Source organism: Pseudomonas sp. TE3911, assembly GCF_054062775.1.
The window spans coordinates 1425226-1446954 of the sequence record NZ_JBSSFP010000001.1 but is presented as its reverse complement, the minus strand read 5'-3'; the positions used below and the strand labels follow the sequence as shown (position 1 = coordinate 1446954).

Sequence of the window (21729 nt, the reverse complement as noted above, 5' to 3'; positions counted from 1 at the left end):
GGGGGAAAACTTAGAACTCAGACGATTCTGAAAAATTCTGCATTAAGCCGTTGCAGCATGTAACAGCTGGGGATTAGGGTGGAAAAAGACATGCTCCAGGATAGGCCCTACAGCGACTTCGCCGATTTCCTCATAGCCCTGGCGCTTGTAGAAATCCAGGTAGCGGGAATTGCCGGTGTCCAGCACCACACCCGAAGAGTGCGGGTCTTCGGCGCACCAGTTATGCACCGCCTCCAGCAACTGTTCACCGTAATGTTTGCCCTGGAACTGCGGGTGAATACCCAAAAGCGGCAGCACATGCACCGATTCGCTCGGCAGGCACGCCAGCACGGCGTGATGATAATCAAGATACCGCCGTGTACCGCGCACGCCAGTGCTCAGCCACATGCGCAGTTGCCACGCCCAGCTCTCGGTGATCCCCAGGCGCCGTTGCGGGGGTGCGATCAAGGCAATGCCGATCAGCCGATCATTCACAAACAAACCGATCGCCGGAAGTTTTTGAAAGAAATGCTGCTTGACCAGCTCACGCACGGTGGCGCGTACCCGCTGCTCATAACCTGGGCGTTCGGCTTCGAAGATGTAGGCAAACGTCGGCTCATGCCGATAGGCCTGGTACAGCAGGGAGCGGGCCTCGCGGGAATAGCCGCTGTTGAGCAAGCGAACTTCGCCAATGGCAGTGTCAGTCATACAATCAATCTCCCTGGGCGCCACTCAATAGATGGCGTTCTTATGGGTACGAACCTACGCAGCACCAGTCGTTCCCAGACATTAGCAGCGCATCTGTCCTACCGCCACGCTGGCCCCCGTCCGACTTGTCCGCTAGCATCGCCCTTTTGCCAGACTGGACCGCCGACCATGAAAATCGTCTCCTTCAATATCAACGGGCTGCGCGCCCGCCCCCATCAGCTGGCGGCGCTGATTGAAAAGCATCAACCCGATGTAATCGGCCTGCAGGAAACCAAGGTCCACGACGACCAGTTTCCTCTGGCCGAAGTACAAGCACTGGGCTATCACGTTTACTACCACGGCCAAAAAGGCCACTACGGCGTGGCGCTGCTTTCGCGTCAGCCTGCGTTGAGCCTTCACAAAGGCTTTGCCAGTGACGAAGAAGACGCCCAGCGTCGTTTTATCTGGGGCACCTTCGCCGATGAAAACGGCAACCCGGTGACCATCATGAACGGCTATTTCCCACAGGGTGAAAGCCGCGACCATCCAACCAAATTCCCCGCCAAGCAGCGCTTTTACGAAGACCTGCAACAGTTGTTGGAAAGCCAGTTCAGCAACGATCAGGCGCTGGTGGTGATGGGCGATGTGAATATTTCCCCGGAAGACTGCGACATCGGCATCGGCGCCGACAACGCCAAGCGCTGGCTGAAAACTGGCAAGTGCAGCTTCCTGCCCGAAGAGCGCGAGTGGATGGCCCGCCTGAAAAACTGGGGCCTGGTGGACAGCTTCCGTCACCTCAACCCGGACGTGGCCGACCGCTTCAGTTGGTTCGACTACCGCAGCCGCGGCTTTGAAGATGAGCCCAAGCGTGGGCTGCGAATCGACCTGATCATGGCCTCCAACGGTTTGCTGCCACGGGTCAAGGATGCCGGCGTGGATTACGACCTGCGTGGCTTGGAAAAACCGTCGGACCATGCGCCGATCTGGCTTGAACTGAGCTGATCCCCCTGACTGTACTCGGGTCAAATGTGGGAGAAGGGGCAAGCCCCCTCCCACACTTTTGATCATTTGAGTGTCAGTCACATTATTGAAATCCTACTGACTTAATCTCGCGGCACTCCCTTTGGCTTGAGAAGGTGCCGGCATGATGCTGCGCGTTCTGTTCCTGTTGTGTTGCGCGTTTTCCCTCTCCGTTGTGGCTGCCCCCCTACCCGTTCCCGATCAAGGCCCGGCCTTGCGCATCCAGGGCTCCAACACCATTGGCGCGGCGCTGGCCCCGGCATTGGCCAAGGGTTTGATGGAGTATCAAGGGTTGCAGAACGTGCACAGCGAACCTGCCGAGGGCGCCAATGAACAGCGCGTGATCGGCAAGACACGCCAGGGCAAAACGGTGACTATCGACGTCGCAGCCCACGGTTCCAGCACAGGCTTTGCCGCCCTGAAGAAAACCAGCGCCGACCTTGCGGCCTCGTCCCGACCGATCAAGGACAGCGAACTGGTAGACCTTGAACTGCTTGGTGACTTGAAAAGCCCCGACGCCGAACACGTGATCGCCATCGATGGCCTGGCAATCATCCTCAACCCGCAGAACCCGCTGAATACCCTGAATACCGAGCAACTGGCGCAGATCTTCAACGGTGAGGTCAGCACTTGGGAGGCTCTGGGCGGCATCGGCGGCGCGATTCATATCTACGCCCGCGATGACCAGTCGGGCACCTACGACACCTTCAAGGAATTGGTGTTGCGCCTGCGCGGCAAGCCCCTGGTTTCTTCGGCCAAGCGTTTCGAGTCCAGCGAGGCATTGTCCGATGCGGTGAGCCAGGACCCTCAGGGCATCGGTTTTATTGGGCTGCCCTACGTGCGCCACGCCAAGGCCGTGGCGATTGTGGATGGCGATTCGCAACCGATGTTGCCGCTCAACAGCCTGATCGCCACCGAGGATTATCCGCTGTCGCGCCGATTGTTCTTTTACCTGCCGCCCACGGCCCATAACCCTTGGGCCAAGGCGCTGGTGGACTTTGCCCAGAGCAGCAAAGGCCAGGCGATTGTGGCGGCCAGTGGGTTTATTGCGCAGCAGGTGCAGGCCATGGCCGTGGAACCGCGCCCGACAATGCCGGATGACTATCAAGCCATCGCTCGGGACGCTCAGCGCTTGACCGTGAATTTTCGTTTCGAAGAAGGCAGCGCCAGCCTGGATAACAAGGCGCGCCAGGATGTACAGCGGGTGGTGGCGTATCTCAAGGGTCACGACAAGCTGGACAAAAAGGTGACGCTGGTGGGATTCGGCGATACCAAGAACGATCCGCAGCGGGCGGCGCTGCTGTCTAAATTGCGGGCGATGGCGGTGCGACGGGAGTTGGTCAAGAGCGGCGTAGTACTGCGAGATATTCGCGGGTTTGGTGCGCAGATGCCGGTGGCGGCGAATACGGCGGATGAGGGGCGGATCAAAAATCGGCGGGTGGAGGTTTGGGTGTACTGAGGACTGCCGGATCTTCAGTGCCTGATCCTGCCTCATCGGGAGCAAGCCCCCTCCCACAGGTGACCGCGTATCTCCAGTAGGAATACTGTCGAATGTGGGAGGGGGCTCGCCCCCGATTGCAGGCGACGCCGTATTACTGCCCGCTGCGCATCAACTCTTTAGGCACATATTTGCCGATTTCAAACTTGCCGATTGCAGCGCGGTGCACTTCGTCCGGGCCGTCGGCCAGGCGCAGTGTGCGCTGCATCGCGTACATGTAGGCCAGCGGGAAGTCGTTGGAGACGCCTGCGCCGCCGTGGATCTGGATCGCGCGGTCGATGACCTTCAGCGCTACGTTTGGCGCCACCACCTTGATTTGCGCAATTTCGCTTTTCGCCACTTTGTTGCCCGCGGTGTCCATCATGTACGCCGCTTTCAGGGTCAGCAGGCGCGCCATGTCGATCTCCATCCGTGAGTCGGCGATCTTGTCGATATTGCCGCCCAAGCGTGCCAATGGTTTACCGAACGCGGTACGGCTGACCGCGCGTTTGCACATCAACTCCAGCGCACGTTCGGCCATGCCAATGGAGCGCATGCAGTGGTGGATACGGCCTGGGCCAAGACGACCTTGGGCAATTTCAAAGCCGCGGCCTTCGCCAAGCAGTACGTTCTCATAGGGCACACGCACGTTGTCGAACAGCACTTCGGCGTGGCCGTGAGGCGCGTCGTCGTAGCCGAACACCGGCAGCGGGCGCACGATTTTCACGCCGGGGGTGTCCACCGGCACCAGGATCATCGAGTGCTGCTGGTGGCGCGGCGCGTCGGGGTTGCTCAGGCCCATGAAGATCAGGATCTTGCAGCGCGGGTCGCAGGCGCCGGAGGTCCACCATTTCTTGCCATTGATCACCCACTCGTCGCCCTGGCGTTCGGCGCGGGCGGCCATGTTGGTGGCGTCCGACGAGGCGACGTCCGGTTCGGTCATGGCGAAGGCCGAGCGAATCTCGCCGCGCAACAGCGGTTCGAGCCAGCGTTGTTTCTGCTCTTCGTTGGCGTAGCGCACCAGTACTTCCATGTTGCCGGTATCCGGTGCCGAGCAGTTGAACGGCTCCGGGCCCAGCAGCGAACGGCCCATGATTTCGGCCAGCGGCGCATATTCGAGGTTGGTCAGGCCGGCGCCCAGTTCGGACTCGGGCAGGAACAGGTTCCACAGGCCTTCGGCTTTAGCCTTGGCTTTCAACTCTTCCATGATGGCGGTGGGCTGCCAGCGGTCGCCTTCGTTGACCTGGCGTTCGAACACCGGCTCGGCCGGATAAACGTAAGCATCCATAAACGCGGTGACGCGTTCACGCAGTTCCTGAACCTTGGGCGAATAGGCGAAATCCATGAGCAGCTCCCTTCTTTGAGAGGTTGTTTAGGTCATGCAATCGATGCTAGAACAGCGCTCATAATTTACCTAGCCTATTCTCGGCGTGTATTAACATTCATCACCGATATATGATCGGCGTCTCAGCACGCAACAAATCGCCACCTAACAATAAGAGCGCAACCCAATGAATCTGAGCAAGGTCGACCTCAACCTCTTTATCGTCTTCGACGCGATCTACACCGAAGCCAACCTGACCCGCGCCGGTCAGATCGTCGGCATCACCCAGCCGGCGGTGTCCAACGCCCTGGCACGCCTGCGCGAGACCTTCAACGACCCGCTGTTTGTGCGCACCGCTCAGGGCATGGTGCCCACGCCGATGGCGCAGAACATCATCGGCCCGGTGCGCAATGCGCTGTCGTTGCTGCGAGTGTCGGTACAGGAAAGCCGTATCTTCAATCCGCAACAGGCGGCCAAGACCTACCGCATCAGCATGACCGACCTCACCGAAGCGGTGATTCTGCCGGCGCTGTTCCAGCGCCTGCGCCGTCTGGCGCCGACGGTAGTGATCGAAAGTTTCCTGTCCAAGCGCCGCGAAACCACCAAAGAACTGGCCGCCGGGCGCCTGGATTTTGCTGTGGATGCGCCGCTCAACACCGACCCGCAAGTGCGCCACGTCAAGCTGATGGAAGACCGCTACGTGTGCGCCATGCGCAAGGGCCACCCGATGGCGGGCAAGGACAAGCTGACCCTCGACGATTACCTGGGGCTGACCCATATCCACATCTCCAGCCGCCGCAACGGCCTGGGCCATGTCGACCTGGCCTTGGGCAAGATGGGCCTGCAACGCAAGATCGCCCTGCGCTCCCAGCATTACCTGATGGCCTCGCAAGTGCTGCAGCAGACCGACATGGTGATGACCGTGCCCGAACGCTTCGCAAGGCGCCATGAGTTGCACTGGGTCAACCTGCCGGTCAACGATGTGCTTGCGGTGGAAACGCACCTGTACTGGCACGAAAGCACCGACCAGGATCCGGCCAACCGCTGGATGCGTGAGCAGATGATCGAGTTGTGCCAGCAGGTTACGGCCCATGAGAAGAAGCTGGACAAACAACAAGCCTGAGGTTGAAGCGCGTTCCCTGTGGAGGGGGCTTGCCCCCTATGGTCAGCGAAGCTGGCCTTGACGTTTACGTCAACCTGCCATTAGCTTAGCGCCAGGACCTTCTTGAGCGCCGCCATGAGCATCACCTACAGCATCTCCGACCTCGCCCGCGAGCTCGACATCACCACTCGCGCCATACGCTTCTATGAAGAACAAGGCCTGCTGACCCCGGAGCGCCGGGGCCAGGAACGCATCTATTCGGCACGAGACAAGGTCAGCCTCAAGCTGATCCTGCGCGGCAAACGCATCGGTTTTTCCCTGGCCGAATGCCGCGAGCTCATCGAACTCTACGACCCCAGCAGCGGCAACCACATCCAGCTCAACAGCATGCTGGCCAAGATCGCAGAGCGCCGCGAGCAGCTTGAGCAACAGTTGCTGGATATCGAACAGATGAAACTGGAACTGGACACCGCCGAAGAGCGCTGCACCCAGGCCCTCGCGCACACCATGAGCCAGGCTGGCCATTGATCAGAAGGTAACTGCCATGTCCCACCCATCAAATCCACTCCCCTCCCATGTGCGCCTGGTCGAAGTCGGTCCGCGCGATGGGCTGCAGAACGAAGCCCAACCCATCAGCGTGGCCGACAAGGTGCAACTGGTGGACGCCCTCAGCTCGGCGGGTTTGAGCTACATCGAAGTTGGCAGTTTCGTCTCGCCCAAGTGGGTACCGCAGATGGCCGGTTCGGCCGAGGTATTTGCGCAGATCCAGCGTAAGCCCGGCGTGACCTATGGCGCACTGGCACCGAACCTGCGGGGTTTTGAGGCTGCGCTGGCGGCCGGGGTGAAAGAAGTCGCGGTGTTTGCGGCAGCGTCCGAGGCGTTTTCCCAACGCAATATCAACTGTTCCATCAGTGAAAGCCTGGAACGCTTTGCGCCGATCATGGCTGCAGCCCGGCAACATGGCATCAGCGTGCGCGGCTATGTGTCCTGCGTGTTGGGTTGTCCTTACGAAGGCGAGATTGCTCCAGAGCAAGTTGCCGCAGTCGCGCGGGAGTTGTATGCCATGGGCTGCTACGAGGTTTCCCTGGGCGACACCATCGGCACCGGCACGGCAGGCTCTACCCGGCGACTGTTCGATGTCGTCGGTGCGCAGGTGCCACGGGACAAACTGGCGGGCCACTTCCATGACACCTACGGCCAGGCGGTCGCCAACATCTACGCCAGTCTGCTTGAGGGGATCAGTGTGTTCGACAGCTCTATCGCGGGCCTCGGCGGCTGCCCTTACGCCAAGGGCGCCAGCGGTAACGTTGCCACTGAAGACGTGGTCTACCTGCTCAACGGCCTGGGGATCGACACCGGCATCGACCTGCAAGCATTGATTGCCGCAGGCCTGCAAATCAGTCAGGTCCTGGGCCGCCCTACGGGTTCGCGGGTGGCCAAGGTCCGTAATGCCGTTTGAGTAGAGCAGCCGTGACAATGTGTTACCGCACGACTACACATCGAGTAACACGGGAACATATTTTGTCGAACTTTGCGTAAGCCAAATCCGAACAAAAAAATAACATGCTGATTTTAAAGGCTTTTTAAAAGTTGGCACGGCTTCTGCTATCTCTATGGCATAACAAGAATAAAAAGCGCCAAACCTAATAAAAATAAGACGAAACGACTCTGACATAACAAAAACAACACGGCAGAGACGCAGCTAACAGATTTTTTTGGAGAAGATGTGCTTCGCAGGGTACGGCTCGCCGAAACCCGCAACCGGTTAGAGAAAAATAAAACTACCTCAGGTAGCTACCCACTGGTTGGATCGGTCACGAAGAAGCAGGTCAGCGCTCAAAAAAATACGTTTGCTCTTGACCCCGCATGGGGGTCGCTAAAAACAGCGGTAAAAGGGTCACGGCTACCAAAAACAACAACAGGCCGCCCTTCAATAATAAAAAAGAGCACGCAACGACAAATTAAAGGGGACCCTCGGGTCCCCTTTGTGCTTTCTGCACATGGCCTTTTCAGACCTCTGTCCCCTGCTCCGCGGCGGCGTTGTTGAGCACCGACCGCGTCAGTGTGCGCATGGCCTGTTCTTCTTGCTCCCACTGCGCCACGCGCAGCAGGTTGAACTGCTCGATATAGAACGCACTTTGCATCGAACCATCCACCAGAATCTCTTCCCTGGGCTTACCCAGCACAGTCATCAGGTTATCGACCAATTCGGTGTGTGTTGCCTGCCACTGCGCCCTGTCCGGCGCGCTATCCTCCAGCGCCTGCCAGTCCGAGACCGCTTCGAGCGCCTCGCCCTTGGCCCGGTTCAGCGCGGTACCGGGCGCCGTCAAGGCCTCAAGCTCCTGAGGGTAGCGAGTGCGCAAGTGCTGTTGCCAGAAACGCCGCTCGGCAAAAAACGCTGACTCATCCGCAACCATCCGCTCATTCGCGAGCACCTGCGTATAGGCCTGGTCGAGTGCTGCCGGGCTTACATTGGCTTGCTGGGGAAACAACATGCCGCGGGATTTGACGGGTAGGTCCAGCCGGTCCGCCAGACCGACCCGATAGGCCAGGATGACTTCGACCTGCTCGGTGAACCCAGGCCCTCGCGCCTCGACGTCCCGTTGCGCAAGGGTGTCCACCAGATGCAGGCGAAACAGTTTTTTCGCGGTGCTGATCAGTGCGCCCTCCGCGTGCGCATCCCCCGCTTGTACCAGGGCCCTTGCGCCGATCAGTTCCCTTTCAAGGTTCATGAACTCCACCGTGGTGCCATCGCCACAGGTGACTCGATCATCTGCGGTGCTGAAGAGCGTTTCGCGGATGTCTTGGCTTTGCTGTGCTGCTTCCAGCATGTCCCACACCCGCGCCGCCAGGGCTGCACGGGTGTTGGGTGAGGCATATTCGGCGCTGCGTGTGGTGTCGGCCAGTACCGTGAAGAACGGCGCCGAGTCGGCACTGGCACTCAGGTCATCCCACAGGATCCCGCGCTCGGCCTGCAGCGCCGTCGGTGTATCGGCCAGCCAGAGTACCCGCGCTTCGTCGGCGGTGACATGGTCTGCCCATTGCGCCTGATTCACCGGAAACTCACCGGGAAGGCGCACCCGGGTAGCCTCCGAAAAGGGGTTGTCATGCACAGAGATCCGTTCCAGATGCTGGAACGCGTACTCCGGCAGTGTCGTGAGCCGATTGGTATGCAGGTCGATCCGCGCCAGTTGAGTCAGTTGCTCGACGCCCGCCGGGAAACGAGTGGTCCCGGTATCGCTCAGATACAGCTGGTTCAGACTGCGCATGTTGCGCACGTCGGCGGTCCATCCCAGGTTGCGATTGCCGGAGAGGTTTAGAATCTTGAGGCCATGCATGGCTTCCAGGCGCGCTCGGCTTTGCTCGGTCAGGCGAATATCGTTGCGGCTCAGGTTGAGCTTGGTCAGCCCAACGCCCGCGTTGGCGAACTCCGGCAGTTGAGTGAGGTTGTTCTCACGCATGTCCAGCCAGCGCAAACCGCCGAAGGACTGCAGAAACGGCAGGGAGCTGTCCGACAGCCCCATGCGCCGTAAAGTCAGGCGGCCCACGTGGTCCATATTGGCGCTGAGCTGCGGAAGCTCGTCGATGACTTCACCAGACAGATCCAGGACATGCCCGATAGACGTGCCATCCGCCGCGAACGCCGTAGCCGACTCGCGCTGCCAGGCGTATCGCACGGTCGCGCTGACCCGACGCCTGGCGCTGCGGTAACCGGGCTCACCTTGTTGCTGCCAGGCGACCAATTCCCGGTCAAGCTGTGCGAACTCTTGTTCAAGCTGATTGAGCCTGGCCACCAGCGCCGCACTGCCACGGCCTTGCAACCCCAGCATCTCGACCACCGCCTCGATGGATTTCGACGGGTACAGCATCATTGCTTTCATCACGCACACCGAGGGCCATTGCTGCGCGCCGCCCACCGGGCTGAGCGGGTAGCCGATGCGCCCGTCGGCCAGGCGCATGGGCGACTTGAACCCCGGCTTGATCGCTTGCAGGCGCAGGGCTTGGCGGCTCGCCTGTTCGCTCAACGGCTGAGTGGTGATCTGTGCCTTCAAGGTCGGCGTCGATTCGCGTATTCGCGGCATGTCGAGGCCCTGATCCTCAGTGGCCACCAGTAGCGCGCTGTAGAACGCGTCTTTATCGGCACGATGGTACGAAGCCACCTGCGGTTCGCGGTACACCGCCCATTCCTTCATGCTGACGCGCACAAGACGCCGCTGTCGCGGGGCGTCCGCACGGCCTATGCGGTCCAGCACCGGCCCGTCATAGGTGCCTGCACGCAACTCAATGCCGACACCGTCGAGGCGGCCGGGCAGTGCCGCCAGCTTGTGCAGCGCCAGGTGTACGCCATCCATGGTCAATTCACTGTCAAACAGCAAGTCGGTATGTGCACGCATGACCCGTGCTTTTTGCAGGTAACAACGAGCCTCTTCGGCCAGACGCAGGGGCAACCGGGATGTGCTGTCCAGGTGCACCAACTCCTCGGGGCTGGCGTGGTTGGCCAGCTCCTCGGCGGCGAGCCGGGGCAGTCCGGGGAAGCTGTCCTGGATCAGCTGTGCATGAGTATTGCTGGGCCTATCACCGGCCAAAACCTCCTCGCGGTACAGCTTGCCCTGGGTGTTCTTCGCCACCTCCAGCAACCGGTCACGGTACCTGAGTGCTCTCGCCTCGGGCGTACGCTGCGCGGGCATCATAAGCTGCGCCTTTGCCTCCAAGTCTTCTCGGCTTGCCGGCCGGGGAATGGGATCGCCTTCCTCGTCCGTCAGCCCACCAAAATCCAGGCGAGTACGGAGATCGTGCAGCACGGCCTCTTCGTCGAGCAGTTGACGGATTTCAGGCTCACTCAATTGTTTGAGAAAAGCTGGCAGCAACATGCCACTGTCGGTCTGCTCGGCATCAAGCTTCACCACCTGGCTGCGCGTCCTGACCCGGTCAGAACGCCAGGTCAGATTGCCTTCGGCATCAAAGATCACCAGCACCCTGGATTTTGGCCACAGGCCATTGTCCACCAGCAATTTCAATTGCAAGGTCGCGTCGACCCGGCCAAACACCTGCGGATCATTGCTGCTCAACTGGTCGATAAACGCCTGGTGCTTGCCCGCCAACTCAAAGCGCCGCAGGGTTTCGCTGAATATCGGTGGCGGCAGTTGCTGCTCGACATAGATACGGCGCAGTTCATCATCGGACACCCCGCTGATCAGCCGAAGCTGCTCCAACTGGTCATCGCTCAGGCGCTCGACACGGGGGCCCATACGGCGCAACAAGGTTGTGCGATCCCAACTCAAAGGCTGTTCAAACTCGTGCACCCACGCGCCTTCGCCGTTATGCCGGATACGCGGTGCATAACGCGTGTCACCGTCGGGATGGATCAGTGTGAAGGCATTGCGGCCCCGTGCGGCCTGGACTTCATAGTGGCCGCCACCTGCAGCCGGCAAGTACAGGCGCCCCTCGTGGGGATAGAGTCCATCGGACTGCGGTACAAGACCGGCCGGCAATGTAACCTGATGCTTGTAGGCACCCGGGCTGAAGTCATACAGACGCGGTCGCCCGCCCATCTGGACATGCACCAGCCGTCTGACCAACGCGGTGTCCTTCAATACCGTCAGCGCCTTGGGGACCGCCAGCCCCGCCACATTCAGCGCCACCGCCGAGAGATGCGCCCAGGCCTGGTGCGTGTCGCCGTCGGACCATGACTCAAGGCCCTCACACACCTCGCGAGCCATCTGTATCGCCCCCACCACCAGCATCACTTCACCGAGCACCGGCACCACGAACGCCGCCAGATTAAGAATATCCAGGGCCTTGCTGCCCCAGGACCAGAGCCAGGCATTGTAGGTTCGCGTAGTGATGTCGTCGGTCGAGACCGCGGCCGGCACTGGCGTTGTTCATGATCGAACGCACGCGCTGCAGCGCGCTGTCGTACCACACGTCTTTCCAGACCTTGCCGTAGTCCCCCTGGCGCTGGACCGGCGTCCTTTTGCTTGCATCAAAATCATCGCTGAAGCTGTACCCCTCTTCAGGGTCAAGCAACATTTTAAGCTTGGCAAAAAAATCATTCTGCTCGGCCAGTGGCACAAATTGGCTGAAGAACGTGCGGTACTGTGCGCGGCACAGGCGTAGGGTCAGTGCTTCGGTGAAAGCGCCCACGTTGTAATAGGCCTTTAGCGGATAAAGCGGATCGCCGGGGATGTAAACCATGCACGGCCGAGGCACGATCTCGGAGTTGACCAGGTACTGCTCCATCACCCGCGGGCCGATGATCAGGATGCTGTCCAGCTCCAGCCCCAGCAGCCGAAATCGACAGAACGCGACATCATCACCCGCCCATTTGCGTCCAACTGGGTCGATCAGGATCTGTTTGATCAGCGCATGCTGAGACGGGTCGATATCCGCCTTCATCAAGGCGATCTCAGCGGCCAGTTCCAGTTGGTTTCGATGGCTGGTGATCAGCGTGCTGTAAAGCTTTCCGGGCGGCGCGCCTGGCACTGCGTTTATGTGTGCATTGATCGTGGCACGCACGTGTTCGAAGTATGACTTGCCCAGGTCAAGCTCCCGGCACAACTGGGCAAAACGATAGGCGTCAATGTCCAGTTTTTGCGCCTGGACACTCCACACAGAATGAATGACGCGTACGCGGTAGCTGTGAAAGTTGTAACAGGTGATCAGGTGGCAATCACCGCACACCGGTGCGGTGGCCTCACTCGCAGTGAAGTTATTCAGCGCCGCTTCAAGCAGGCTCAGGCCTTTATAGAAATAAAACTCGGGCGCCAGTGCATGCTCGCTGTCGGGTTCCAACTCAGCGGGTCCGGGGTTGCATGTGGTGTTCGCCATCTTGCGCGCATAGAACACCTGGCGAACGTCCAGGCGTTTACCGAACGTTTTCTCGATGGCGGCAACCAGTAATGGCTCGGCGTAGTCCGCCGGATTTTGCAGCGAACCAAGCAACTGATCGAGCTGGTTCAGCGAGCGCCGACTGCGCTCGTGAACCTTCTTGAGCCGCTCCTTGGCTGGCGCTTGCGCCTGTTTGTACCAATCCGGAATACGCAGGCCCACGGCGGTCAGTTCGGTTTTACGCGCGTCTACTGCATCGGTGTACCACCCGGGCGTGTTGTCGCGGATTACCGTGACGTGAGGGCCCTGATCCTCCTCAATGTCAGGTGTGGCTGGGTCTGTCATGTGCATCGCCTTCAGATAGCGGAATATCCCGCCACTCTAGGCAATGGGCCCCATACCGAAGCGGTAGCCATGCACCGCGTTTCAGGCGTCGCCCTGCAGCTCCTGGAGACTGATTTCGCGCATCCTGAACTTCTGGATCTTACCCGTCACCGTCATCGGGAACTCCTCCACAAACTTGAAATGCCGAGGCGTCTTGAAGTGCGCTATGCGGTCCTTGCACCACGCCTGCAACTCCAGCGCATTGGCCACATGGCCAGGGTGGAACTTGATCCAGGCGACAATTTCTTCGCCGTAGCGCGCATCGGGAATGCCGATGATCTGCACGTCAGCCACTGCCGGGTGGGTGAAGAAGAACTCTTCCAGCTCCCGTGGGTACACGTTTTCGCCGCCGCGAATGATCATGTCCTTGTTGCGCCCGGCAATGCACACGTAACCGTGTTCATCCATGCTGGCCAGGTCGCCGGTGTGCATCCAACCGGCGTCGTCAATGGCCTCTCGGGTGCCTTCGGGGTTGTTCCAGTAGCCGAGCATCACGCTGTAGCCACGGGTGCACAGTTCGCCGATCTGGCCGCGTGCAACGGTGTTGCCCGCCTCGTCGATGATCTTGTTTTCAAGTTGCGGCTGGGTGCGACCGACAGTGGTCACGCGGCGTTCCAGGTCGTCATTGGCGCCGGTCTGCAGCGACACCGGGCTGGTTTCGGTCATGCCGTAGGCAATCTGTACTTCGCCCATGTGCAGTTCGCTGATGACCCGGCGCATCACTTCAATGGGGCACGTGGCGCCGGCCATGATGCCGGTGCGCAGGGTGGACAGGTCAAAGTCGGCGCGGCCCGGATGATCGAGCATGGCGATGAACATGGTGGGCACGCCATACAAGCCGGTGGCGCGCTCTTCGGCGACGGCGGTGAGGGTCAGCAGCGGGTCAAAGCCATCATTGGGGTAGATCATGGTGGTGCCGTGAGTGATGCAGCCCAGGTTGCCCATCACCATGCCGAAACAGTGGTACAGCGGCACCGGGATCACCAGACGATCCTGCGCGGTGAGGCCCAGGCTTTCGCCGACCATGTAACCATTATTGAGTATGTTGTGATGACTGAGGGTGGCGCCTTTGGGGAAACCGGTGGTGCCGGAGGTGTATTGAATGTTGACCGGTTGATCGAAGTGCAGGCTGGCCTGGCGCGCGTGAAGTTGCTCGGGCGCAACGCCGGCGCCGAGGTTCGCCAGTTGCGACCAAGGCATAAACCCCGCGGGCGGCTCGGGGTGAAGGCTGATCAGGCCGCGCAGGTCGGGGTTCAGTTCCTGCAACATAGCGTGGTAATCGGAGGTCTTGAACGAACCGGCACACACCAGCCATTGGCAGCCGGATTGCTTGAGCACGTAGGCAAGCTCGCTGCTGCGATACGCGGGGTTGATGTTGACCAGGATCACTCCGAGCTTGGCGCTGGCGATCTGGCTGATGCACCACTCCGCGCAATTGGGCGCCCAGATGCCCAGGCGATCGCCGGTCTGCATGCCCAATGCGAGGAACGCGCGGGCATGCAGTTCAACCGTCTCGGCCAATTGCTGCCAGGTATAACGACGTTGCTGATGAAGCACTACCAGCGCTTCGCCCTGAGGGTATTGCGCGACGGTGCGATCGAAGGCCTGGCCAATGGTCATGGCCAACAAGGCCTTGTCCTGAGCGCCACGGCTATAGCTCGGCTGCGGTTGATCCATAACGACCCCTGTTGTCTTTTTTGTAGGTTGACGTAAACGTAAACTACGATTGACAGCACCACAACGCAAGCTTACGTTAACGTAAAGGTGAGCGCCCTCCTCTGATGAGCCCTCCATACAACAACAACGCTGATATTTAAGGTGCCTGTCCATGAGTTACCCGTCCCTGAACTTCGCCCTCGGTGAAACCATCGACATGCTGCGCGACCAGGTGCAGTCCTTCGTGGCCAAGGAGATCGCGCCTCGCGCGGCTCAGATCGACAGTGACAACCTGTTCCCCGCCGACCTGTGGCGCAAGTTCGGTGACATGGGCCTGCTGGGCATTACCGTGGCCGAAGAATACGGCGGCGCCGGCCTGGGTTACCTGGCCCATGTGGTGGCCATGGAGGAGATCAGCCGTGGTTCGGCGTCTGTAGCGCTGTCCTACGGCGCACACTCGAACCTGTGCGTGAACCAGATCAACCGCAACGGTAATCACGAACAGAAACTCAAATACCTGCCCCAATTGATCAGTGGCGAACACGTCGGCGCTCTGGCCATGAGCGAGCCGAACGCCGGGTCCGATGTGGTCTCTATGAAACTGCGCGCCGACAAGCGCGGCGACCGCTACGTGCTCAACGGCAGCAAGACTTGGATCACCAATGGTCCCGACGCCAACACCTACGTGATCTATGCCAAGACCGACCTGGAAAAAGGCCCTCACGGCATCACTGCGTTTATCGTCGAGCGCGACTGGAAGGGCTTCAGCCGCAGCAGCAAATTCGACAAGCTGGGTATGCGCGGCTCCAACACCTGCGAATTGTTTTTCGATGACGTCGAAGTGCCCGAGGAAAACATCCTCGGGGTGCTCAACGGCGGCGTAAAAGTACTGATGAGCGGCCTCGATTACGAGCGTGTGGTGCTGTCCGGGGGCCCTACGGGGATCATGCAGGCCTGCATGGACCTGATCGTTCCCTACATCCACGACCGCAAGCAGTTCGGCCAGAGCATCGGCGAATTCCAGCTGATCCAGGGCAAGGTCGCCGACATGTACACCCAACTCAACGCCAGCCGCGCCTACCTCTACGCCGTGGCCCAGGCCTGCGAGCGCGGCGAAACCACGCGCAAGGACGCCGCCGGGGTGATCCTCTACAGCGCCGAACGCGCCACCCAAATGGCCCTGGACGCGATCCAGATTCTCGGCGGCAACGGCTACATCAATGAATTCCCCGCCGGCCGCCTGCTGCGCGACGCCAAACTGTATGAAATCGGCGCCGGCACCAGTGAGATTCGGCGGATGCTGATCGGTCGTGAACTCTTCAACGAAACTCGCTGAAGGAGCGTCCCATGGCCACCTTGCACACTCAACTCAACCCGCGTTCGGCGGAGTTTGCCGTCAACAGCGCGGCGATGCGCCAACAGGTCGACGCCCTGCACACCTTGCTCGCCCATGTGCAACAAGGCGGCGGCGCCAAGGCGCAGGAGCGGCACACCTCACGTGGCAAATTGCTGCCCCGTGAGCGCATCAATCGCCTGCTCGATCCGGGCTCGCCGTTCCTTGAACTCAGCCAATTGGCCGCCCATCAGGTGTACGGCGAAGACGTGCCTGCAGCCGGGGTAATCGCCGGGATCGGTCGCGTGGAAGGCGTCGAATGCATGATCGTCGCCAACGACGCAACGGTGAAAGGCGGTTCGTATTACCCACTGACCGTGAAAAAGCACCTGCGCGCCCAGACCATCGCCGAGCAGAACCGCCTGCCGTGTATCTACTTGGTGGACTCTGGCGGCGCCAACCTGCCGCGCCAGGATGAAGTATTCCCCGACCGCGAGCACTTCGGGCGGATCTTCTTCAACCAAGCCAATATGAGCGCCCAAGGCATCCCACAGATTGCGGTAGTGATGGGCTCGTGCACTGCCGGTGGCGCCTATGTCCCCGCCATGGCGGACGAAGCGATCATGGTGCGCCAGCAGGCCACCATCTTCCTTGCCGGCCCACCGCTGGTGAAAGCCGCCACGGGCGAAGTGGTCAGCGCTGAAGACCTCGGTGGGGCCGATGTGCACTGCAAGATATCCGGCGTGGCCGACCACTACGCCGACAGCGACGAACACGCCCTGGCCCTGGCCCGACGCAGTGTGGCCAACCTCAATTGGCGCAAGCAGGGCCAGTTGGTGCAACGCGCGCCGGTCGCGCCGTTGTACAGCAGCGATGAGCTGTACGGCGTGATCCCGGCGGATGCCAAGCAGCCATTCGATGTGCGCGAAGTGATCGCACGGTTGGTGGACGGTTCGGTGTTCGATGAATTCAAGGCGCTGTTCGGCACAACACTGGTGTGCGGTTTTGCGCACTTGCACGGCTACCCGATTGCGATCCTGGCCAACAACGGGATTCTGTTTGCCGAGGCGGCGCAAAAAGGCGCGCACTTTATCGAATTGGCCTGCCAGCGCGGGATCCCACTGCTGTTTTTGCAGAACATCACCGGCTTTATGGTAGGCCAGAAATACGAAGCCGGCGGCATCGCCAAGCATGGCGCCAAGCTGGTCACCGCCGTGGCCTGCGCCAAGGTGCCGAAGTTCACGGTGATCATCGGCGGCAGTTTCGGCGCCGGTAACTACGGCATGTGCGGCCGCGCCTACGACCCGCGTTTTTTGTGGATGTGGCCCAACGCACGCATCGGGGTCATGGGCGCCGAGCAGGCCGCCGGCGTGTTGGTGCAGGTCAAGCGTGAGCAGGCCGAGCGTGCGGGCAATGCATTCAGTGCTGAAGAAGAGGCCGCGATCAAGCAGCCGATCCTCGATCAGTACGAAACCCAGGGCCACCCCTACTACTCCAGCGCGCGCCTGTGGGACGACGGTGTCATCGATCCGCAGCAGACCCGCGAGGTGCTCGCCCTTGCGCTGTCCGCCTCCCTGAACGCCCCTATCGAGCCGAGCCGCTTCGGCGTGTTCCGCATGTAATCGGAGCTGTACCCATGAGCGATTTCAACACCCTCGAACTGATCACCGACAGCCGTGGCTTCGCCACCCTGTGGCTCAGTCGTGAAGCCAAGAACAACGCGTTCAATGCCGAAATGATCCGCGAATTGATCATTGCTCTCGACCAGGTGCAAGGCGATCCATCCCTGCGTTTTTTGGTGCTGCGCGGGCGCGGCAAGCACTTCAGTGCCGGCGCGGACCTGGCCTGGATGCAGCAGTCGGCCGAGTTGGATTACCACACCAACCTCGACGACGCCCGCGAACTGGCAGAGCTGATGTACAACCTGGCCAAGCTGAAGATCCCGACCTTGGCCGTGGTGCAAGGCGCAGCCTACGGTGGCGCCCTCGGGTTGATCAGTTGCTGCGACATGGCGATCGGCGCCGATGACGCGCAGTTCTGCCTGTCGGAAGTGCGCATTGGCCTGGCGCCGGCGGTGATCAGTCCGTTCGTGGTGCAGGCCATCGGCGAACGCGCGGCGCGCCGGTATGCTCTGACGGCCGAACGCTTTGGTGGCCAACGTGCGCGAGACATCGGTTTGCTGGCCGAAAGCTACCCGGCCGGTGAGCTGGATACCCAGGTCGAGCAGTGGATTGCCAACCTGTTGCAAAACAGCCCGGCAGCGATGCGCGCGAGTAAAGATCTGCTGCGTGAAGTGGGCAACGGCGCCCTCACCCCAGCACTGCGCCGCTACTGCGAAAACGCAATTGCACGGATTCGCGTCAGTGCCGAGGGGCAGGAAGGATTGAGGGCGTTCCTGCAAAAAAGGTCACCGAGCTGGCAATCCCAGGAGCCGCGCCCATGAGTACACTGACGACCCTGCTGGTAGCCAACCGAGGTGAGATTGCCTGCCGGGTGATGCGCACCGCCAAAGCAATGGGCCTGACAACCGTGGCCGTGCACAGCGCCATCGACCGCGATGCGCGGCACAGTCGCGAGGCGGATATTCGCGTGGACCTGGGCGGCAGCAAGGCCACGGAAAGTTACCTGCAAATCGATAAGATCATCGCGGCCGCCCACGCCAGCGGTGCCCAAGGGATTCATCCGGGCTACGGCTTTTTATCGGAAAACGCCGGTTTTGCCCGGGCGATTGAAGCCGCCGGCCTGATCTTCCTCGGCCCGCCCGCCTCGGCCATCGACGCCATGGGTAGCAAATCCGCCGCCAAGGCGCTGATGGAAACCGCTGGTGTGCCGTTGGTGCCGGGTTATCACGGCGAAGCCCAAGACCTGGAAACCTTCCGCGCCGCCTGCGAACGTATTGGTTATCCGGTGCTGCTAAAAGCCACAGCGGGCGGCGGTGGCAAGGGCATGAAGGTGGTTGAGCACGTCGACCAACTCGCCGAAGCATTGGCCTCCGCCCAGCGTGAAGCACTGTCGTCGTTTGGCAACGGCCAGATGCTGGTGGAGAAATACCTGCTCAAGCCGCGCCATGTGGAGATCCAGGTATTTGCCGATCAACAGGGGCACTGCCTCTACCTCAATGAACGCGATTGCTCGATCCAGCGTCGGCACCAGAAGGTCGTCGAGGAAGCGCCAGCGCCGGGGCTGAGTGTTGAACAGCGCAAAGCCATGGGCGAAGCCGCCGTGCGTGCCGCCCAGGCCATCGGCTACGTTGGCGCCGGTACCGTGGAGTTTTTGCTGGATGCGCGCGGCGAGTTCTTCTTTATGGAAATGAACACGCGGCTGCAAGTAGAACACCCGGTGACCGAGGCCATCACCGGCCTGGATCTGGTGGCTTGGCAGATTCGTGTCGCCCAGGGCGAAGCGCTGCCGATCAGCCAGGAACAGGTGCCACTGATCGGCCATGCGATTGAAGTGCGCTTGTATGCCGAGGACCCGGCCAATGACTTCTTGCCCGCCACTGGGCACTTGGCGCTGTACCGCGAATCCGCGTCGGGCCCGGGGCGTCGGGTGGACAGCGGCGTTGGGCAAGGGGACAGCGTTTCGCCGTTCTACGACCCGATGCTCGGCAAGTTGATTGCCTGGGGCGAGGACCGTGAGCAGGCACGTCTGCGATTGCTGGGTATGCTCGATGAGTTTGCCGTCGGCGGGATCAAGACCAACCTGGGCTTCCTGCGGCGCATCATTGGCCATCCCGCATTTGCGGCGGCCGAACTGGATACCGGATTTATTCCGCGTTATCAGGATGAGTTGCTGCCCGTGCCCGGTGAGTTGAGCGATGAGTTCTGGCAGGCGGCGGGTTCGGCGTTTATGCAGAGCTTGCCGGCGGGTGAAGGGCCTTGGGCGGACACCCGTGGGTTTCGTGCCGGGCTACCCGCCGAGGTTTCCCTGCACTTGAGCTGTAATGGGCAGGATCGCCGAGTGACAGTGGGCGAAGATGTTCCGCGACTGTGCGGGGAGCGCCTGCTGATCGACCATCACGGCGTGCGTCATTCACATCTGGCAGTACGTCGCGAGGGCACCCTGTTCTTGCGTTGGGATGGCGAGATGCATGGCGTGAGCCTGTTCGACCCAATTGCCGCCGTCGAGGCCAACCAGTCTCATCAAGGTGGCCTTACAGCGCCGATGAACGGCAGCATTGTGCGAGTGCTGGTGGAAGTCGGCCAAGCGGTTGAAGCCGGTACGCAATTGGTGGTGCTCGAAGCGATGAAGATGGAGCACAGCATCCGCGCGCCCAAGGCCGGAGTGGTCAAGGCGCTGTTCTGCCAGGAAGGCGAAATGGTTGCCGAAGGTTGCGCGCTGGTGGAACTCGAAACCGCTGATTAGAACTTCGCCGTGGCCTGCACGACGACGCCAAGGATGCGGCAATCCTTGGTGAACAGCCGTTTCGGGTAGGTAGGGTTGAGCGGCACCAGGTAGAGCTCGCCGCTCTCTTCCATCAACTGGCGGAAGGTCGCCTGGGGGCTGTCTGCCCATTGGGCGACCACCAGCCTGCCGGGTTGTGCGGCGATTGCGGGATCCACCAGAATCATCATGCCCGCAGCGATGCTCAGGCCACTAAGCGCAGTCATGGCGTCCCCCGTCACGGGCAGCCAAAAGGCATCTCCGTGGGCATGGTAGTCCGACAGCTCGAAGCCCGCGGCGCCATAAGCGGGGCGCTCTTCGCGCACTTCGCACAGGCCCCTCCACTCGCTGACCGGGTAGCGAAAATACGGTGTGTACTGTTTAGCCTGAATGGGGACTTCGTCGGTTTTCTCACGCACCTCCTGCACCACTTCCAGGTAGCCCAGCCCCAACTCTTCCAGGACCCGGTTCATGTCTGCCAGGCTCGGCACGCGCCGCTTGTTGAGCCAATGGCCCACACCGCCCTGGGACATGCCCAAGCGTTCAGCCAGCTCACCCTGTGTGACCTTGCGGTCTTTCATGTTGGCCTTGACCAACGCTATCCAGTTATCCATGGCGCCAGACAATACGGCAGGTATTTTTCAGGGCAATAAACAGTTTGTAGTAATCCATAAAACGACATAAATACGATACGTACTATTATCAGGCTCAAGGTTTTCGACACCCACACAGAGTACCGCCCCTTATGACAACGAGCCCGTATCTCCTGCCTGAAGCCACCAAGAGTGACGACGTTTACAACCTGCGCAGCAGCGGTGCTGCCCAGAGGGCGCTGGACTTTTACTTGAAAGAAAATATGTCAGCACCCGTCCCGGACGAAGGTTTTTTCACACTCAAACCGGGCATCAGTCAGGAAGAAGCGCTGGTGCACGCCTCAGAGCTGTTGCGCAGCGCCGCCGCTACGGCCTATGAATCGGCGAGCAGCCATCAAGGCAATCAGCGCGACCTGGCGTTTTCAGTGGTGTATTTGATTGATATGGCGAAGGCGATGATAGAGCGGTCGCTGCAGGCATCGGAGGCTCAGACGAACGCGTAAGAGGCGCGAAGGAAAATATTTCTATCACAGGGATAAAAACATTTGACTTGCAAATGATAATGATTATTATTGTGCTCAGCTGATCGCGAGATCAGTCGATAAACCAAGGGACCTTAGGTCGGACTCTTGGAATATCTCCTCATCAGGCTAATCACGGTTTTTGACCCGGCTCTTTGGCCGGGTCTTTTTTTTGCCAGTTTCCCTGGCGTGGCTTCAGGCTAATGAAGACTGTGTGTTGCTCGATGGCGCGCATGGTAGCAAAAGACCATCGCCAAAAGAAAGTCAGTCGGGCGCTCTGGCTCAGATCTCTGCGAAATAGCGCTTGAGAATCAATCTCATAGATTTTAAGCTGCGGCAGCGTCACGGATGACGCCCCCCTTCTCGCAACAATTTTGCGTCCAGTCTTTACCAGACTCCTGTGTAATATAGTCGTCACAACACTCATATTCAGGCAACCAGA

The 21729-nt window shown here is 60.4% G+C and carries 17 protein-coding genes; 10 read left to right on the top strand and 7 right to left on the bottom strand.

What is annotated here, in order from left to right; genetic code table 11:
* Window positions 1-42: 42 nt before the first annotated feature.
* Window positions 43-687: a GNAT family N-acetyltransferase gene (locus ACVWXD_RS06690; protein ID WP_032889813.1), complete on the bottom strand. Its 645-nt coding sequence runs from the start codon at window positions 685-687 to the stop codon at window positions 43-45.
* Between the two features lie 168 nt (window positions 688-855).
* On the opposite strand from ACVWXD_RS06690, the gene xthA reads away from it, so the two are divergent.
* Complete coding sequence (gene xthA, locus ACVWXD_RS06685; protein WP_032889816.1) at window positions 856-1668, top strand: exodeoxyribonuclease III; 813 nt, start codon at window positions 856-858, stop codon at window positions 1666-1668.
* Between the two features lie 142 nt (window positions 1669-1810).
* Window positions 1811-3145: a substrate-binding domain-containing protein gene (locus tag ACVWXD_RS06680; RefSeq protein WP_457370807.1), complete on the top strand. Its 1335-nt coding sequence runs from the start codon at window positions 1811-1813 to the stop codon at window positions 3143-3145.
* Between the two features lie 133 nt (window positions 3146-3278).
* Here ACVWXD_RS06680 and ACVWXD_RS06675 read toward each other — a convergent pair whose 3' ends face one another.
* Complete coding sequence (locus ACVWXD_RS06675) at window positions 3279-4508, bottom strand: acyl-CoA dehydrogenase (protein WP_122753641.1); 1230 nt, start codon at window positions 4506-4508, stop codon at window positions 3279-3281.
* A 166-nt stretch (window positions 4509-4674) separates the two neighbouring features.
* Here ACVWXD_RS06675 and ACVWXD_RS06670 point away from each other — a divergent pair, with 166 nt between their 5' ends.
* From ACVWXD_RS06670 to ACVWXD_RS06660, 3 genes are all read left to right on the top strand, one after another.
* Entirely contained in the window at window positions 4675-5610 is a 936-nt protein-coding gene (locus ACVWXD_RS06670) for a LysR family transcriptional regulator (protein ID WP_457370806.1), read from the top strand.
* A gap of 114 nt (window positions 5611-5724) precedes the next feature.
* Window positions 5725-6117 (top strand): MerR family transcriptional regulator, encoded by a 393-nt coding sequence (locus ACVWXD_RS06665; RefSeq protein WP_032889825.1) that lies wholly within the window; start codon window positions 5725-5727, stop codon window positions 6115-6117.
* 16 nt (window positions 6118-6133) lie between these two features.
* Window positions 6134-7048 carry a hydroxymethylglutaryl-CoA lyase gene (locus tag ACVWXD_RS06660; RefSeq protein WP_457370805.1) on the top strand — a complete coding sequence of 305 codons (915 nt, stop codon included), beginning with the start codon at window positions 6134-6136 and terminating at the stop codon, window positions 7046-7048.
* Window positions 7049-7598: 550 nt separating this feature from the next.
* Here ACVWXD_RS06660 and ACVWXD_RS06655 read toward each other — a convergent pair.
* The 3 genes from ACVWXD_RS06655 to ACVWXD_RS06645 form a co-directional block, all read right to left on the bottom strand.
* Window positions 7599-11462, bottom strand: a complete 3864-nt coding sequence (locus ACVWXD_RS06655; protein WP_457370804.1) for an NEL-type E3 ubiquitin ligase domain-containing protein — start codon at window positions 11460-11462, stop codon at window positions 7599-7601.
* Window positions 11371-12762 carry a dermonecrotic toxin domain-containing protein gene (locus ACVWXD_RS06650; protein ID WP_457370803.1) on the bottom strand — a complete coding sequence of 464 codons (1392 nt, stop codon included), beginning with the start codon at window positions 12760-12762 and terminating at the stop codon, window positions 11371-11373. The genes ACVWXD_RS06655 and ACVWXD_RS06650 overlap by 92 nt, the downstream gene beginning before the upstream one ends.
* Before the next feature lie 81 nt (window positions 12763-12843).
* Window positions 12844-14478 carry an AMP-binding protein gene (locus tag ACVWXD_RS06645; RefSeq protein WP_122765500.1) on the bottom strand — a complete coding sequence of 545 codons (1635 nt, stop codon included), beginning with the start codon at window positions 14476-14478 and terminating at the stop codon, window positions 12844-12846.
* 151 nt (window positions 14479-14629) lie between these two features.
* On the opposite strand from ACVWXD_RS06645, the gene ACVWXD_RS06640 reads away from it, so the two are divergent.
* From ACVWXD_RS06640 to ACVWXD_RS06625, 4 genes are read left to right on the top strand one after another with little or no spacing between them, the layout of a single operon-like run.
* Window positions 14630-15793: an isovaleryl-CoA dehydrogenase gene (locus ACVWXD_RS06640; protein ID WP_032889830.1), complete on the top strand. Its 1164-nt coding sequence runs from the start codon at window positions 14630-14632 to the stop codon at window positions 15791-15793.
* 11 nt (window positions 15794-15804) lie between these two features.
* On the top strand, window positions 15805-17412 hold the full coding sequence (locus tag ACVWXD_RS06635; RefSeq protein ID WP_095184404.1) for a carboxyl transferase domain-containing protein: 1608 nt from the start codon (window positions 15805-15807) through the stop codon (window positions 17410-17412).
* A 14-nt stretch (window positions 17413-17426) separates the two neighbouring features.
* On the top strand, window positions 17427-18233 hold the full coding sequence (locus tag ACVWXD_RS06630; RefSeq protein ID WP_099600981.1) for a gamma-carboxygeranoyl-CoA hydratase: 807 nt from the start codon (window positions 17427-17429) through the stop codon (window positions 18231-18233).
* Window positions 18230-20155: an acetyl/propionyl/methylcrotonyl-CoA carboxylase subunit alpha gene (locus tag ACVWXD_RS06625; RefSeq protein ID WP_181643835.1), complete on the top strand. Its 1926-nt coding sequence runs from the start codon at window positions 18230-18232 to the stop codon at window positions 20153-20155. The genes ACVWXD_RS06630 and ACVWXD_RS06625 overlap by 4 nt, the downstream gene beginning before the upstream one ends.
* Here ACVWXD_RS06625 and ACVWXD_RS06620 read toward each other — a convergent pair.
* Window positions 20152-20787, bottom strand: a complete 636-nt coding sequence (locus tag ACVWXD_RS06620; protein WP_095184402.1) for a LexA family protein — start codon at window positions 20785-20787, stop codon at window positions 20152-20154. The two genes, ACVWXD_RS06625 and ACVWXD_RS06620, sit on opposite strands and share 4 nt — an antisense overlap.
* A 131-nt stretch (window positions 20788-20918) precedes the next feature.
* Here ACVWXD_RS06620 and ACVWXD_RS06615 point away from each other — a divergent pair, with 131 nt between their 5' ends.
* On the top strand, window positions 20919-21269 hold the full coding sequence (locus ACVWXD_RS06615) for a DUF6124 family protein (RefSeq protein WP_032889839.1): 351 nt from the start codon (window positions 20919-20921) through the stop codon (window positions 21267-21269).
* 151 nt (window positions 21270-21420) lie between these two features.
* Here the strand turns inward: ACVWXD_RS06615 and ACVWXD_RS06610 are convergent, their stop codons facing one another.
* The gene (locus tag ACVWXD_RS06610; RefSeq protein WP_179178769.1) at window positions 21421-21633 is read right to left on the bottom strand and encodes a hypothetical protein; all 213 of its coding nucleotides are present in this window, start codon (window positions 21631-21633) and stop codon (window positions 21421-21423) included.
* Between the last annotated feature and the right edge of the window lie 96 nt (window positions 21634-21729).